Source organism: Nonomuraea sp. NPDC001831 (assembly GCF_042892035.1).
Classification (GTDB): Bacteria; Actinomycetota; Actinomycetes; order Streptosporangiales; family Streptosporangiaceae; genus Nonomuraea.
Window position 1 is genome coordinate 228,346 of record NZ_JBIATU010000002.1, and the last position, 14,184, is coordinate 242,529.

Genomic DNA, 14,184 nt, shown 5'->3' on the forward strand with positions numbered 1-14,184 from the left:
TTCGCACCACGCCGTTCCCAGATCAGCGCGCCTACCTGCGGAAACACCATCCGGATGGGACAGTTCGATCATGGCAACTGTCACCGAACTCATCGGTCAGTCGGTGTGGGACTCCAACGGGATCTGGGTCGGTCACGTCGTCGACATCCGCGCCCACAAGCACAGGGGCGGGCTCCAGCAGAGCCAGACGGTCTACGGGCTGGTCGTCTCGGGACGGCGGGCGCCCGTCCTGCTCGGGCTCACCCGTGACCGCCAGGGCCGCTCCCCCTGGCTGTCCAAGACGCTGGCACGCACGGTGTACGCCGGGTGCACGTTCGTTCCCTGGGCCTGCGTGACGGACTGGACAGGCGGCGAAGTCCACCTCGATGTGCTGAAAAAAGAGCTGAACCGGGCCTAATCCCGACTTCAGCACATTGCAAGCGGCCATCTAGCAACATCAGCTACCTTCTCTGTGGTCAAAAGTCCACATTGTGAGTTGAGTGATGTCTGCGAATAATCCCCCACCTGGCCAGGATCCTGAGCGCACCACGGCGTACCGAGGAGGCTGGGACCAGCCGCAGGAGCAGCCGTACCAGCCGCAGCAGCCGTACCAGCAGCCCTATGGTCAGCAGGCCCCCCAGCCGGGGCAGGGGGCTTCGTACGGGCAGCCGGCTTACAGCCCTCAATCCGCCTACGGCCAGCAGCCCGCCTACGGCGCCCCGTACGGCGGCCAGGCCCAGCAGGGCTGGCAACAGCAACCACAGCAGCAGCAGCAGACCTGGCCGCCGCAGGACCCCTACGCCCAGCAGCACCAGCAGGGCTGGCAGCAGCAGGACCAGTACGCGCAGCAAGGTTGGCAGCAGCAGGGCCCCGAGGGATTCGGCCCGCCCCAACCGGCGAAGAAGGGCAGCCGCAAGGGCTGGCTGATCGCCGGCGCGGCGGCGCTCGCGGTGGTGCTGCTCGGCGGCGGCGCGGTGTGGGCCGTGGGCGCGATCGGCGGCGGCGGCACGCAGCCGAACGAGGTCCTGCCCGCCAACGCGATCGCCTACGCCCGCCTCGACCTCGACCCGGCCGCGAACCAGAAGCTGGCGCTGTTCCAGCTCGCCAGGAAGTTCACGGTCACCAAGGGCTCCTTCACCGGTGAGGACCCGCGCCAGGCCCTGTTCAACCTGGTCAACGAAACCGGCGAGAAGAAGGTCGACTTCGCCAAGGACGTGGACCCGTGGCTGGGCAGCAGGGTCGGCTTCGCCGCCGTGCCCTCCGGCCGGTCCGAGCCCGACTTCGCGGTCGCCGTGCAGGTCAAGGACGAGGCCCAGGCCAAGGCGGGCATCGCCAAGCTCATGAACGGCGACAAGTACGGCATCGCCTTCCGCGACGACTACGCGCTGCTGTCCTCGACCCAGGCGCTGGCCGACAAGTTCGCGAAGGGCGAGGCCACCCTCGCCGACAACAGCGAGTTCAACGACGACATGGGCGACGTCGGCGAGCAGGGCGTGTTGTCGTTCTGGGCGGACATGGGCGCGCTGGCCAAGCTCACCCCCATCCCCGCCGAGCAGGCCGCGAGCATCGAGCCCATCAAGGACGCCCGGTTCGCCGGCGCGCTGCGCTTCGACAGCGCCTACGTCGAGCTGGCCGGCCTGGTCAGGGGCGCCAAGGGCGTCACCGCGGACGACCTCCAGCCCGCCGCCCTGGGCACGCTGCCCGCCGGCACCGCCGGGGCCCTGTCGGTCTCCGGCCTGGACCAGATGATCACCAAGCAGTGGGCCCAGATCCAGAAGTCGGCCGCGGCCAGTGGCGGCGCCGAGGTCCAGCAGCTGCTCGACCAGGCCAAGACCAAGTTCGGCCTCGACCTGCCCGGCGACCTCGCCACGGTGCTCGGCAAGAACTTCACGGTCGCGGTGGACAGCCAGGGCCTGGACGGCGACCAGATCAAGGCGGGCGTGCGCGTGGTCACCGACCCGGCCAAGGCCCAGGCGGTCCTCGGCAAGATCGAGAAGGCGCTGGCGGACAGCGGGCAGCCCGCTCCGCAGCTCGCCAAGGTGCCCGGTGACGGCGTCTTCACGGCGGCGACGAGCGAGGAGTACGCCAAGAAGCTGGCCGAGGATGGCACGCTGGGCGACTCCGAGACGTTCCAGACCGCGATCCCCGACGCCGGCGAGGCCACCTTCGCGCTCTTCGTGGACCTCGACAAGGTCGAGCACCTGTACCTGCAGAGCATGGAGGGCGACGAGAAGGCCAACGTGCAGGTTCTGCGGGCCGTCGGGCTGAGCGGCAAGCAGAGCGCCACCGAGGCGGACTTCTCGCTGCGGGTGCTGTTCAACTGACCGTGAAAGAAGGGGGCGGCCGTTCCGGCCGCCCCCTTCGTCATGTCCTCAGGCCCAGAGCTGGCCTTCGAGGCGCTCTTCCGCCTCCTCCAGGGTGCCGTCGTAGGCGCCCGTGGACAGGTACTTCCAGCCGCCGTCGGCCACCACGAAGACGACGTCGGCCCGCTCGCCCGCCTTGACGGCCTTCGCGGCCACGCCCAGCGCGGCGTGCAGCGCGGCGCCGGTCGAGACGCCCGCGAAGATGCCCTCGGCGGCCAGCAGCTCGCGGGTGCGCCGCAGCGCGTCGGCCGAGCCGACGGAGAAGCGGGTGGTCAGCACCGACTCGTCGTACAGCTCGGGGATGAAGCCCTCGTCGACGTTGCGCAGGCCGTAGACCAGCTCGCCGTAGCGCGGCTCGGCGGCGACGATCTGCACGCCGGGCACCCGTTCCCGCAGGAACCGGCCGACGCCCATGAGCGTGCCCGTCGTGCCGAGCCCGGCCACGAAGTGGGTGACCGTGGGCAGGTCGGCCAGGATCTCCGGGCCGGTGGTCTCGTAGTGGGAGCGCCAGTTGGCCGGGTTTCCGTACTGGTAGAGCATCACCCAGGACGGGTTCTCCGCGGCCAGGCCCTTGGCCACGCGCACGGCCTCGTTGGAGCCGCCCGCGGCGGGCGAGGAGATGATCTCCGCGCCCCACATGCGCAGGAGCTGACGGCGTTCCTCGGAGGTGTTCTCCGGCATCACGCAGACCAGCCGGTAGCCCTTGAGCCTGGCCGACATCGCCAGCGAGATGCCGGTGTTGCCGCTGGTGGGCTCCAGGATCGTGCAGCCGGGCGTGAGCAGGCCGTCCTTCTCGGCCTGCTCGATCATCCACAGCGCGGGCCGGTCCTTGATCGACCCGGTCGGGTTGCGGTCTTCAAGCTTGGCCCAGACGCGCACCTCGGGCGAGGGCGACAGCCGGGGCAGCCCGACGAGCGGCGTGCGCCCGACCGAGTCGATCAGCGAGTCGAACCGCATGTCACCCGCCGGCGACGGCGGGCAGCACGGTCACGGTGTCGCCGTCGGACACCGGGGTGCCGAGGCCGCCGAGGAAGCGCACGTCTTCGTCGTTGAGGTAGACGTTGACGAAGCGGCGCAGGCTGCCCTGGTCGACCAGGCGGTCCTTGATGCCGGGGTGGCGCGACTCAAGGTTGCTGATCAGCTCGTCGAGGGTGGCGCCCTCGGCGTCGACGGCCTTGGCGCCGTCGGTGTAGTTGCGCAGGATGGTGGGAATGCGAACCTCGATGGCCATCGCGGTCATTCTCCTCTTATCTGGTCGTCGTCCCATCGGCGGCAACACCGATGGCTTGGTACGGATTCCAGATCAGCGACAGTCGTAGACGACGACGGCCGGGGTGTGCGCGAAGAGGTAGCTCTGCACCGGCCGGACCATCATGGGAGGAATCTTACCTCTTCCTCCTCGATCACTCCGTCGAGGATCCGGTAGGAGCGGAACTCGACCTCGTTCTCGTCCCTGGTCGAGACCAGGACGTAGTGGGCCTGCGGCTCGGAGGCGTAGGACACGTCGGTGCGCGACGGGTACGCCTCGGTGGCGGTGTGGGAGTGGTAGATCACGACGGGCTCCTCGTCGCGGTCGTCCATCTCCCGCCAGACGCGCAGTTGCTCCATGGAGTCGAACCGGTAGAAGGTGGGCGAACGCTCCGCGTTCTCCATCGGGACGAACCGCTCGGGCACGCCGTTGCGGCCGGCGATCACCCCGCACGCCTCGTCGGGATGGTCCGCCCGGGCGTGCGCGACGATCTTGTCCACCAGTTCCTGCGAGATCGTGAGCATGCCCGGAAGCTACCAGAGGGCGCGGACCAGGCTGTCTTGGAGGTAGGTCAGCCAGTCGTAGGTGACGTAGGCCGGATAGCGGGGGTCGTCCTCGGACATCATGGCGATCTCGTCGTGGATCTCCTCGGTCACGTCGAGCTTGGTGCCGAGCGTCAGACGCACGTCGTTGAGCGAGCGCAGCCACGCCTGGGCCTGCTCGGGCGTCAGCTCGGCGCCGCCCGGCCGGGCGGTGTCCAGGACGGTCTGGGCGTCGGCGCGCTTGCCGTCGCGCAGCGTGGCCTCGGTGTAGCGGCGGAACTCCGAGGCCTCCTGCTCGTCCTCGTAGGCCGAGGGGAACAGCCGGGCCAGCACCGGATCGGTGGGCGCCTGGGCCGCCCCGATGCCGAGCGCCCGCTCCAGCGGATCGTCGCTGGTCTCCCCCGGCGCGACCAGGCCGAGCAGCATCGAGACGAGCGAGCGCAGCAGCGAGACCTCCGCGGACTCGAACTGCGCGATGACCGAGCCGTCGCGCCCGGCCGAGAACCCCGAACTCACCGCCGCCGCCTCACTTGACCGAATCCGGCTGGACCGTCGCCCACAGGCCGTAGGAGTGAAGAATCTGCACATCGCGTTCCATCTCTTCGCGCGTGCCACTGGACACGACCGCCTTGCCCTTTTGGTGGACGTCCAGCATCAGTCTCTCCGCCTTCTCCTTGGTGTAGCCGAAGACGGTTTGGAAGACATAGGTCACGTAGGACATGAGGTTGACCGGGTCGTTCCAGACGATGGTCACCCATGGCAGATCGGGCCGGACGTCCGATGACGGACGCTCGACGGTGATTGGAGCGGTGCTACCCACATCCCCGAGTCTGCCCTATCTGGGTCGTAGTCTTCGAGTCGTGAGAATGACCATGAGCACTGCGTTGCTCACAGATCACTATGAGCTGACGATGCTCCAGGCGGCGCTGCGCAGCGGCGCGGCGCACCGGCGCGCGGTCTTCGAGGTGTTCGCCAGGCACCTGCCGGGCGGCCGCCGGTACGGGGTCGTGGCCGGCACCGGACGCGTCCTGGACGAGCTCGAACGCTTCCGTTTCGGTGACGAAGAACTCACCTTTCTCCGCGAGCAGGAGGTGGTCGACGAATCGACTCTGGCGTTTCTCGCCGATTACCGGTTTTCCGGGAACGTCTACGGCTACCGCGAGGGCGACCTGTACTTCCCCGCCTCCCCGATCATGATCGTCGAGGGCACCTTCGCCGAGGCCGTGCTGCTGGAGACGCTGACGCTGTCGATACTCAACCACGACTGCGCCATCGCCTCGGCCGCCTCCCGCATGACCAACGCCGCCGGCAACCGCCCGCTCATCGAGATGGGCTCGCGCCGCACGCACGAGTACGCCGCCGTCGCCGCCGCCCGCGCCGCCTACATCGCCGGGTTCGCCTCCACCTCCAACCTCATGGCCGGCCACGTGTACGGCGTCCCCACGGCGGGCACGGCCGCGCACGCCTTCACCCTGCTGCACGACTCCGAGCGGGACGCGTTCGAGGCCCAGATCGCCTCCCTCGGCGTGGGCACGACGCTGCTGGTGGACACCTACGACGTGGCGCAGGCGGTGCGCACGGCGGTCGAGCTGGCCGGCAACAAGCTGGGCGCGGTCCGCATCGACTCCGGCGACCTGGCCGCCGCCGCGCAGGAGGTGCGCGAGCTGCTCGACTCGCTCGGCGCCTTCGACACCCGCATCGTGGTCACCTCCGACCTCGACGAGTACGCCATCGCCGCGCTCGCCGCCGCCCCGGTGGACGGCTACGGCGTGGGCACCTCCCTGGTGACCGGGTCCGGCGTGCCCACGGCGGCCCTGGTGTACAAGCTGGTGGCGCGGGAGACGGGGGCGGGCCGCCTGGAGGCCGTGGCCAAGCGGTCGGTGGGCAAGCCGTCGCGCGGGGGGCGCAAGGAGGCGTACCGGCTGCTGGACGACGCCGGGCACGTCGAGACCGAGCTCATCACGACCGGCGGCGTCGTCCCCGACGGCGGCATCCCCCTGCTGCACGAGCTGGTGCGCGACGGCGAGGTCGTCGGCCGGGAGCCCCTGTCGGCCGCCCGTGACCGCCACGCCGCGGCCGTCGCGCTGCTCCCCCAGGAGGCGCTGCACCTCGGGAGGGGGTACGCGGCGATCCCCACGGAGTTCGTCTGACGTATCGTGCTCTTATGGGCACCGCGTTGATCATCGTCGATGTGCAGAACGACTTCTGCGAGGGTGGCAGCCTGGCCGTGGCAGGCGGCTCGGAGGTGGCCGCCGCGATCACCCGCCATCTCGGCGAGCACGGCTACGACCACGTCGTGGCCACCCGTGACCACCACGTCGACCCCGGCACCCACTTCTCGGACACCCCCGACTACGTCACGTCCTGGCCCGCCCACTGCGTGGCCGGCACCCCCGGCGCCGACTTCCACCCCTCCTTCGACGTGTCGGAGGTGGAGGAGGTCTTCAGCAAGGGCGCCCACGCGGCGGCCTACAGCGGCTTCGAGGGCGCCTCGGGCGACGGCGCGCCGCTGGCCGACTGGCTGCGCGAGCGCGGGGTGACCGAGGTCGACGTGGTGGGCATCGCCACCGACCACTGCGTGCGCGCGACGGCGCTCGACGCGGCGGCCAACGGCCTGGCCGTGCGGGTGCTGCTCGACCTCACCGCGGGCGTCTCCCCGGCCACCACGCAGTCGGCCATGGCCCAGATGGAGGCCGCGGGCGTCACGCTGGAGGGCACGCCCAAGGCGGGCTGACCGGCCCCGCCCGGGACGACCCGGGGATGCGCACGACCGGACCTGATCACGGATGGTACACAGTGCGCAACCCTGCGGTCATGTGATATTCAAGGATGACCTAACCTCTCCGCAGTCGAAGTAGTACGTAGAGTCATATCTCTTCATCCTGTGCGAGGTTCCTCATGCTTGCCATCTCCCTGGGCGTGGCCTGGCTGCTGCTCGCCCCTCTCGCCTTCTGGGTGCTCGTCAAGGGCCGTCCGGGGGCGCGGGTGGGGGCGGTCGTGACGCTGGCGTTGCTGGAGGTCGCGACGGTCGCGATGGGCGACGTGCCCTCCGGTCGCGGCCCCGCCGTCGTGGCCCACGACATGCCGCCGGTGCCCGCGCTGCCCGCCTGCGACGAGCGCACCCCGATCCCCCAGTGGGCCAGGGTGGGCCGGCAGCTCGTGCTGTCGTGGTCGGCGGCGCCGCGCGAGTGCGCGACGGCCAAGGTGATCGCCCGTCCCGAGGGCCGCCGGCTGCTGGTGTGGGTGCACGAGGGTCCGCTGAGCGGCGACCATCAGGGCGTGCGCACCCTTCCCGTCCGCGTCAAGGACGGCCAGGCCGCGCTGACCGTCCCGCTGCCGGGCAAGGAGCGCTACATCCCGGTGGACGGCCGCTCCGGCAGGAGGATCCCGGCCCCCGCCGGCCTCTAGAGCGCCCTAGAGGGTCGCCACGGCCAGCCGCAGGGCGTCGTCGAACCGGGCGAACACCTCGAACGCGTGCCGCAGCCCCGTGATCGACAACACCCGCGCCATCACCCCGTGCACCCCCGCGAGCAGCAGCCTGGTGCCCCTCGACTCGCACCGCTGCATGACCTCGACGAGCTCGTTCATGCCCATCGAGTCGCAGAAGGCGACCGCGCCGAGGTCGAGGATCAGGAACGGCTCGGCCGGAAGCTCCCACACGCGCCGCAGGTGCTCGCGCAGGATCGGGATCGCGTGGACGTCGAGCTCGCCTTCGAGCCGGATGATGACGGCGTTTCGGGAGAGGCCGGAAGCGACGGTGAGGGTCGGCCTGCCGGGGGCCTCAGACGACATGGGCGAGATCCTTCTTGTGTCCCAAGACGGCCAAGAGGGTTGTTGCCGTTCTGGCCGGCCTTCTAACGGAAGGTCACTGCTCTGTGTCCAAATGTGCAGGGTCCCCTGCCTGACCCGCGCCGGGCCCCTTCGCCGGTTCGCGGGGAACCGGCGAAGGGGGCGCGGCTAGCGCCGCTGGGTGGCCCAGCGGCGGATGGCGTCGATGCGCTCCTGGATCTGCTCGGCCGTGGCCTGCGCGATCGGCGGGCCGCCGCACGTGCGGCGCAGCTCGGCGTGGATGACGCCGTGGGGCTGGCCCGTGCGGTGGTTCCAGGCGCCGACCAGGCCGTTGAGCTCGCGCCTGAGCTCGGCGATCTGCTCGTGCGGGGCGAGCGTCTCCTTGGGCTGCTCGGCCGGCCCCTGCTTGCGCCTGGCGGCCTGCTGGTCGGACTGGCGCTTGCGGAGCAGGGTGGCCACCTGGTCGGGCTCCAGGAGGCCGGGCAGGCCGAGGAAGTCCTCCTCCTCGGCCGAGCCGATCTCCGCGCCGGTGCCGAACTCGCCGCCGTCGAAGAGCACGCGGTCGAAGGTGGCCGAGGTCTCCATCGTCTCGAACGGCAGCTCGTCGCCCAGGACGTCGGGGTTGTCCTTCTGCCGGTTGGCCTGCTCCAGCAGGCTGTCGTCGAGGCCGTCCTCCGGGGGCTTCTTGTTGAGCACGTGGTCGCGCTCGACCTCCATCTCGTTGGCCAGCCCCATGAGGGTGGGCACCGAGGGGAGGAAGACCGAGGCGGTCTCGCCGCGCTTGCGGGCGCGCACGAACCGGCCCACGGCCTGGGCGAAGAAGAGCGGGGTGGAGGTCGAGGTGGCGTAGACGCCCACGCACAGGCGCGGGATGTCGACCCCCTCGGAGACCATGCGGACGGCCACCAGCCACCGGTCGTGGGAGGCGGCGAACTGCTTGATCTTCTTGGACGCCCCCGGGTCGTCGGACAGGACCACCGTCGCGCCCTCGCCGGTGATGTTGCGCAGGTGGCGGGCGTAGGCGCGGGCGGTCTCGTGGTCGGTGGCGATCACCAGGCCGCCCGCGTCGGGCACGCCCCGGCGGACCTCGGTCAGGCGGCGGTCGGCGGCCTGCATGACCTGGCGGATCCAGTCGCCCTTGGGGTCGAGCGCGGCCCGCCACGCCTGGGACAGCTGATCCTTGGTGAGCGGGGTGCCGAGCGTCGCGGCGATCTCGTCGCCCGCGCGGGTGCGCCACTTCATCTCGCCCGAGTAGGCCAGGAAGATCACCGGACGGACGACGCCGTCGTCGAGCGCGGGGCCGTAGCCGTAGGAGAAGTCGGAGACGCTGCGCTTGACGCCCTCGGCGTCCTCCTCGTAGCCGACGAACGGGATCGGGTTGTCGTCGGACCTGAACGGCGTGCCGGTGAGCTGGAGCCGGCGGGTGGCGGGCTCGAACGCCTCGCGCACGCCGTCGCCCCACGACTTGGCGTCGCCCGCGTGGTGGATCTCGTCGAAGATGACCAGCGTCTTGCGGGCCTCGGTGCGCGCGCGGTGGAGCGCGGGGTGCATCGCGACCTGCGCGTAGGTCACCGCCACCCCGGTGTAGTCGCGCGAGGTGGTGCCCTGGCTGTTCTTGAACTCCGGGTCGATGCCGATGCCGACCCGGGCGGCGGCGTCGGCCCACTGGCGCTTGAGGTGCTCGGTGGGCGTGACGATGGTGACGGCCCTGATCACCCCGTTGGCCAGCAGCTCGCTGGCGATGCGCAGGGCGTAGGTCGTCTTGCCCGCGCCGGGGGTGGCCACGGTGAGGAAGTCACGCGGCTCGCGCCTGAAGTACAGGTCGAACGCCTGCTGCTGCCAGGCGCGCAGCTTGGGCGCGGTGCCCCACGCGGCGCGGTCTGGATAGGAAGGCGAAAGGTGGGACGCGGCGAAGGTGCTCACCGCATCACCTCTGGGGTTCGTGTGCTTCGCTCTCTCACAGTGACCCAAGAGTAATCGGGCTCACCGACAAGACGTGCCGTGCACCGAGGATTCTGGCCAAGGTCTTCCCTACGTGCTATGTGGCTTATCTGAAGCTCGTCATCACCGCGTCGAGCGCCTGTCTGCCGGTGGCCGCCTCGGGCTGGAGCAGGCCGACGAGCAGCACGGCGCGGCCCGCGCGAGTGAGAAGCATCACGCGCAGGAACGCGGGCCGGTTGACGACGTCCTGGTACTCGGCGCGCAGGGCACGGGTGTGTCCCTGCGGGATGTCGCGGTCGTCGACGACCGTGACCTTGTCGCCCTTGAGCAGCAGCCTGGAGTACAGCTCGGCGGCCTCCCCCGCGGCCTTCCTGGCGTTCGGCACGGGCTCGGCGACCCGCCTGGCCATGACCAGAGCGCCGTTGCCGTCCCTGGCGACCGAGGTGAAGCCGGTGACGGGCGGGACCGCCCCGGCGCTCCAGCCGGGCGGCAGCCGCAGCGTCACGCCGGCCACGGCGTCGCTCAGCCGGTCGGGCGCCGGCGGCGGCGCGCCGAGCCGGGACGCCACCGCGCTCACCCCGGCGACCAGCCCCGCCGCCGCCACCAGGGCGACCAGGACGCCCGCCGGACGCCGTCCGCGCCGCGGCGCCTGCTCCAGCGGCCCGGGGTCGGCGGGGGTGCCGTAGAGGCGGGCCGAGGGCGGCAGCGGCTCGGAGGGGGTGGCGTGGCGGCGGGCCGAGGGCGGCAGCGGATCGGCGGCCGGCGGGACGGGCGGGACGGTCCTGCGGATCCGCGGGTTCCACGCCGGCCGCTCGTACGGGTCGCGCCCCCGGCGCGGCGGCCAGGGGGCCTCCTCGTCGTCGGCGCTGCCGTCGTCGAGGTCGTCGTCGCTGTCGGAGTCGTCCGGGAAGTCCGCGTCCTGGGGAGGAGTGCGGCGGTGCCGGGGCCCGGAAGCGGGGGGCCAGACCCGGTGATCATCGTCCATGACACCTCCTCGTCCCGTTGTCCTATCACTCCTCGGGACGAAGATCTGGCGATCCGTGATCGTTGTGGCGGGAGGGGCAGAATCACACGATCAGCGGGTGCGGGCGGCCAGGAACGTGGCGGCCAGCCCGATGAGCGCCATGAGGATCGAGATCACCACGAACCCGGTGGCGATCTGCCCGGAGCCGTGCCCGATGAAGTTGATCACCGCGCCGCCCAGGCCCACGGTCAGGGCCGAGCCCAGCATGTCGGTGACCGACAGCGCGGCGGAGTTGGCGCCCTGCTCGCTGACCGGCGACTGCCTGAGCGCGGTGACGCTGACCGTGGTCATGCCGAGGCCCATGCCGAACCCGGCCGCGATCCAGGCCGGCACCGCGATCCAGCCGCTCACCGCGGGCAGCGCCGCGAACAGCGCGATCACGATCCCGGCCGTGACGCACACCGCCCCGAGCCTGATCCGCCGGTGCGGCTCGGCGGTCCGCCTGCTCTGCAGGAACGAGCCCGCCGACCAGCCGAGCGCGCCCGTGGTCAGCGCGATCCCGGCGGCCCTGGCGTCGAAGAGCTTGACCGACGTGAGCACCAGCGGGATGAAGGAGTTCACCCCGAAGAAGGCGGCCGAGAAGAACCCGCGCAGCAGCACGGTCGTGGGCAGACCGCGGCCGAACCGCAGCGCGCCCGGCGGCAGCAGCCGGTAGAGGCCGTAGACGAGGAAGCCCAGCCCGCCGAGCGTGGCGGCCGTGCCGATCACCGGCTGCTTGTGCAGCTCGTCCACGCCCCACAGCAGCACGCCCGCGCCGCCGGCGGCGGAGGTGGCGGCCAGCGTCATCGCCAGCGGCTGCGAACGCGGCCCGCGCGGGCTCTCGTCGGCCTCCCCCGGCGAGGCCATCCGGAGCGCGGGGACGAGCATCACCAGCGCGGGCACCACCAGCGGGATGATCCCGTAGAAGACGAAACGCCAGCCCCACTCCTTCGCGACGGCCCCCGCCACGGCCGGCCCGACCATCGAGGGCACGACCCAGGCGGCCGACAGCGCCGCGAAGACCTTGGGCCGCACGACCGCCGGGTAGACCCGCGCGATCATCACGTACAGCGCCACGATCGAGCAACCGGCCCCCAGCCCCTGGACGGCCCGCGCCACCAGAAACAGCTCCTTGGCGCCGGCCGCGCCGGCCAGCGCCATCCCGGCGACGAACAGCACCACCCCGACGAGGAACGGCAGCGGGTAGCCGCGCCGGTCCGACCAGAGCCCGGCGACCACGTTGGCGAACAGGCTGGCGATGAGGAAGGCCGAGAAGCTGATGCCGTAGAGGTTGAGCGCGTCGAGGTCCTGCGAGACCGCCGGCATGACGACGCCGACCGACATGCCCTCGAAGGCGATCAGGGTGACCACCAGAAGGATCCCCAAGGTGGCGGTGCGGTACTGGGGGCCGAGGATCGGAGGTGAGGTGTCGGGAGCGTCAACTGCCTTCGGTGCTGTCACCTGCACATCGTAATTGGCCCCAAACTACGCATCCGCGCTGCGTCGGTAGGCCGTCCACATCTCGTGCATGCGGTCGGCCTGGCCGCGGGTGAACTCCGACATGCAGCGGTCGTGGGTGTAGTCCATGTAGTTGCGCATCGGGTCCGAGCCGGCGTGGGGGCAGGTGTCCTTGCCCTCGGGGCAGCCCTCGGTCGCGCGGGCCTCGGGGGCGGTGTCGGCGATGCCGTCGCCGGGCTCGTCGCAGCCGTTCTCGAAGGTGTGGAACAGGCCGAGCCAGTGGCCGATCTCGTGGACGCCGGTGTAGCCCTTGTCGTAGTTGGTCATCGGGCCGCCGGGCAGGCTGCGCCAGTCGATCACGACGCCGTCGAGGGCGGGGGCGCCGGCGTACCAGTAGGGGTAGCTGGCGAAGCCCAGCATGAGCTCGCTGAGCTGGGCGATGTAGAGGTTGAGCGTCTGGGCGCCGCCCTGGTGCAGGCGGGTCTTCATGTCCTTCTCGGCGCCGACGGGGTCGGTGAACCAGCCGGCGTTCTCCTTGACGGAGACGGACTCCAGCCTGAAGCGCACGCCGGTGTCGACGCCTCCGTTGCGGCCGGCGTAGGCGGCGTTGAGCACGTCGATCTGGGCCTTGACCGCCTGCTCGGAGACCTTGCGGCGGCCGTCGGTGAGGACGACCACCCGGGTCGGCACGGTGATGCGCGCGGGCACGGTCACCCCGCGCAGCCGGACCTTCAGCTCGGCCATGACCTTGGCGACGTCCTCGGGGAGCGGCGAGCGCGGGCCGGTCGCCCTCGGCTCGCCCGGGGACAGGCCAGGTGTCGAATCAGGGGCCGGGCGCGCGGTCAGGCCCAGGGCCGGGCGCGCGGTCAGACGCGGGGCCGGACGCTCGGTCAGGCGCGCGGCCGACGACGGGCAGCGCGACGTCGGCGTGGCGTCGAGCGGGGGCGGCGGGACGAGCCCGGCCGCCAGCAGGCATGCCAACGAGACGGCGGTCGCGCGCCGGGCCATGCAATCCCCCCGTGACGGTATGGGCTGGTCAGATTACCGACCGTAGCCTTACCCGAGGGGATTGGGCTTCAGCAACACTCACTGCTTCTTGTCGTCGCCCCCGTCGCCGCCCGACGGGAGACCTTCGTAGATCTCCTTGCACTCCGGGCAGACCGGGTATTTCTTCGGGTCCCGGCTGGGCACCCAGATCTTGCCGCACAGGGCGCGGATGGGTGTGCCCGTCACCATGCTCTCGGTGATCTTGTGCTTGTCCGCGTAGTGGGCGAAGCGCTCGTGGTCGCCGTCACCGTGCGAGGTGCGCGGCGTGGTCTCCTGCTCTGGGAGGATCTTCGTGCTCACCCCATCGAGTTTATGCCCGCCGGCGAGCGGTCCCGCGTTCCGCGCCGGCGTGGCAGGGCGGCGAGCCCGGGGAGCCAGCCGAGCACGATTCCCCAGATCAGCCCCACGGCCAGGCCGCCGCCGAGATAGCCCAGATAGGCGCCGATCCCGGCCTGCGCGACCGTGGCGAGCAGCGCCGCGCGCAGCAAATTCACCGCGACCGCGGCGACGAGGAACCTGCCCCAGGTGCGCCAGAAGCCGCCGCGCGTGGCCGCGACCGCGCCGACCAGGGCGAGCGCCAGGACCGTGTCGGCGAGCGTGAGCAGCCACGTCGTCTCGCCGAGGGGGACGACGCGCAGGCCCGGCAGCGCGTACGGGGCCCCGACCGCGGACGGCACGGCCAGGTAGCCGACCCTCGTGACCAGGGTCGCGCCGAACAGACCGAACCCCAGGACGATCAAGAAGGCGACGATCGCCGGCAGGCTATTGCGAACAAGGCTCATGTTCGGCAGGCTAGCCGCGTCCATGATTCTG

At 71.2% G+C, this 14,184-nt stretch carries 17 protein-coding genes; 5 read left to right on the plus strand and 12 right to left on the minus strand.

What is annotated here, in order from left to right; translation table 11 throughout:
• Window positions 1–70 precede the first annotated feature (70 nt).
• On the plus strand, window positions 71–397 hold the full coding sequence (locus tag ACFYYW_RS06600; protein WP_352326193.1) for a hypothetical protein: 327 nt from the start codon (window positions 71–73) through the stop codon (window positions 395–397).
• A gap of 85 nt (window positions 398–482) precedes the next feature.
• Window positions 483–2,303: a DUF3352 domain-containing protein gene (locus ACFYYW_RS06605; RefSeq protein ID WP_387645875.1), complete on the plus strand. Its 1,821-nt coding sequence runs from the start codon at window positions 483–485 to the stop codon at window positions 2,301–2,303.
• Between the two features lie 48 nt (window positions 2,304–2,351).
• Here the strand turns inward: ACFYYW_RS06605 and ACFYYW_RS06610 are convergent, their stop codons facing one another.
• From ACFYYW_RS06610 to clpS, 5 genes are all read right to left on the minus strand, one after another.
• Window positions 2,352–3,299: a cysteine synthase gene (locus ACFYYW_RS06610; protein ID WP_352327706.1), complete on the minus strand. Its 948-nt coding sequence runs from the start codon at window positions 3,297–3,299 to the stop codon at window positions 2,352–2,354.
• A gap of 1 nt (window position 3,300) precedes the next feature.
• Window positions 3,301–3,573, minus strand: coding sequence for a MoaD/ThiS family protein (locus ACFYYW_RS06615; RefSeq protein WP_352327705.1), 273 nt, complete (start codon window positions 3,571–3,573; stop codon window positions 3,301–3,303).
• Between the two features lie 140 nt (window positions 3,574–3,713).
• Window positions 3,714–4,115, minus strand: a complete 402-nt coding sequence (locus tag ACFYYW_RS06620; protein WP_357995265.1) for a M67 family metallopeptidase — start codon at window positions 4,113–4,115, stop codon at window positions 3,714–3,716.
• Between the two features lie 9 nt (window positions 4,116–4,124).
• Window positions 4,125–4,649, minus strand: coding sequence for a DUF2017 domain-containing protein (locus ACFYYW_RS06625; RefSeq protein WP_387645880.1), 525 nt, complete (start codon window positions 4,647–4,649; stop codon window positions 4,125–4,127).
• A gap of 10 nt (window positions 4,650–4,659) precedes the next feature.
• Window positions 4,660–4,953, minus strand: coding sequence for an ATP-dependent Clp protease adapter ClpS (clpS, locus tag ACFYYW_RS06630; protein ID WP_352327702.1), 294 nt, complete (start codon window positions 4,951–4,953; stop codon window positions 4,660–4,662).
• Window positions 4,954–4,999: 46 nt separating this feature from the next.
• On the opposite strand from clpS, the gene ACFYYW_RS06635 reads away from it, so the two are divergent.
• The 3 genes from ACFYYW_RS06635 (at window position 5,000) to ACFYYW_RS06645 (ending at window position 7,541) form a co-directional block, all read left to right on the plus strand.
• Window positions 5,000–6,283, plus strand: a complete 1,284-nt coding sequence (locus ACFYYW_RS06635) for a nicotinate phosphoribosyltransferase (protein ID WP_352327701.1) — start codon at window positions 5,000–5,002, stop codon at window positions 6,281–6,283.
• Window positions 6,284–6,297: 14 nt separating this feature from the next.
• Window positions 6,298–6,867 carry a nicotinamidase gene (locus ACFYYW_RS06640; RefSeq protein ID WP_352327700.1) on the plus strand — a complete coding sequence of 190 codons (570 nt, stop codon included), beginning with the start codon at window positions 6,298–6,300 and terminating at the stop codon, window positions 6,865–6,867.
• Window positions 6,868–7,031: 164 nt separating this feature from the next.
• On the plus strand, window positions 7,032–7,541 hold the full coding sequence (locus tag ACFYYW_RS06645) for a hypothetical protein (RefSeq protein ID WP_387645884.1): 510 nt from the start codon (window positions 7,032–7,034) through the stop codon (window positions 7,539–7,541).
• A 6-nt stretch (window positions 7,542–7,547) separates the two neighbouring features.
• On the opposite strand, the gene ACFYYW_RS06650 is transcribed toward ACFYYW_RS06645, so the two are convergent.
• The 7 genes from ACFYYW_RS06650 to ACFYYW_RS06680 all read right to left on the minus strand — a co-directional run bounded on the left by ACFYYW_RS06650 (window position 7,548) and on the right by ACFYYW_RS06680 (window position 14,153).
• Window positions 7,548–7,925 carry an STAS domain-containing protein gene (locus ACFYYW_RS06650; RefSeq protein ID WP_387645887.1) on the minus strand — a complete coding sequence of 126 codons (378 nt, stop codon included), beginning with the start codon at window positions 7,923–7,925 and terminating at the stop codon, window positions 7,548–7,550.
• Between the two features lie 165 nt (window positions 7,926–8,090).
• The gene (locus tag ACFYYW_RS06655; RefSeq protein ID WP_352327697.1) at window positions 8,091–9,845 is read right to left on the minus strand and encodes a DEAD/DEAH box helicase; all 1,755 of its coding nucleotides are present in this window, start codon (window positions 9,843–9,845) and stop codon (window positions 8,091–8,093) included.
• Between the two features lie 124 nt (window positions 9,846–9,969).
• Entirely contained in the window at window positions 9,970–10,848 is an 879-nt protein-coding gene (locus tag ACFYYW_RS06660) for a hypothetical protein (protein WP_387645891.1), read from the minus strand.
• A 90-nt stretch (window positions 10,849–10,938) separates the two neighbouring features.
• A complete protein-coding gene (locus ACFYYW_RS06665) occupies window positions 10,939–12,327 on the minus strand; it encodes an MFS transporter (protein WP_387645894.1) in 1,389 nt (462 codons plus the stop codon).
• Between the two features lie 24 nt (window positions 12,328–12,351).
• Window positions 12,352–13,332, minus strand: a complete 981-nt coding sequence (locus ACFYYW_RS06670; RefSeq protein WP_387645897.1) for a M43 family zinc metalloprotease — start codon at window positions 13,330–13,332, stop codon at window positions 12,352–12,354.
• A gap of 78 nt (window positions 13,333–13,410) precedes the next feature.
• On the minus strand, window positions 13,411–13,671 hold the full coding sequence (locus tag ACFYYW_RS06675; RefSeq protein ID WP_352326135.1) for a DUF3039 domain-containing protein: 261 nt from the start codon (window positions 13,669–13,671) through the stop codon (window positions 13,411–13,413).
• The gene (locus tag ACFYYW_RS06680) at window positions 13,668–14,153 is read right to left on the minus strand and encodes a hypothetical protein (protein WP_387645899.1); all 486 of its coding nucleotides are present in this window, start codon (window positions 14,151–14,153) and stop codon (window positions 13,668–13,670) included. The genes ACFYYW_RS06675 and ACFYYW_RS06680 overlap by 4 nt, the downstream gene beginning before the upstream one ends.
• Window positions 14,154–14,184: the final 31 nt, after the last annotated feature.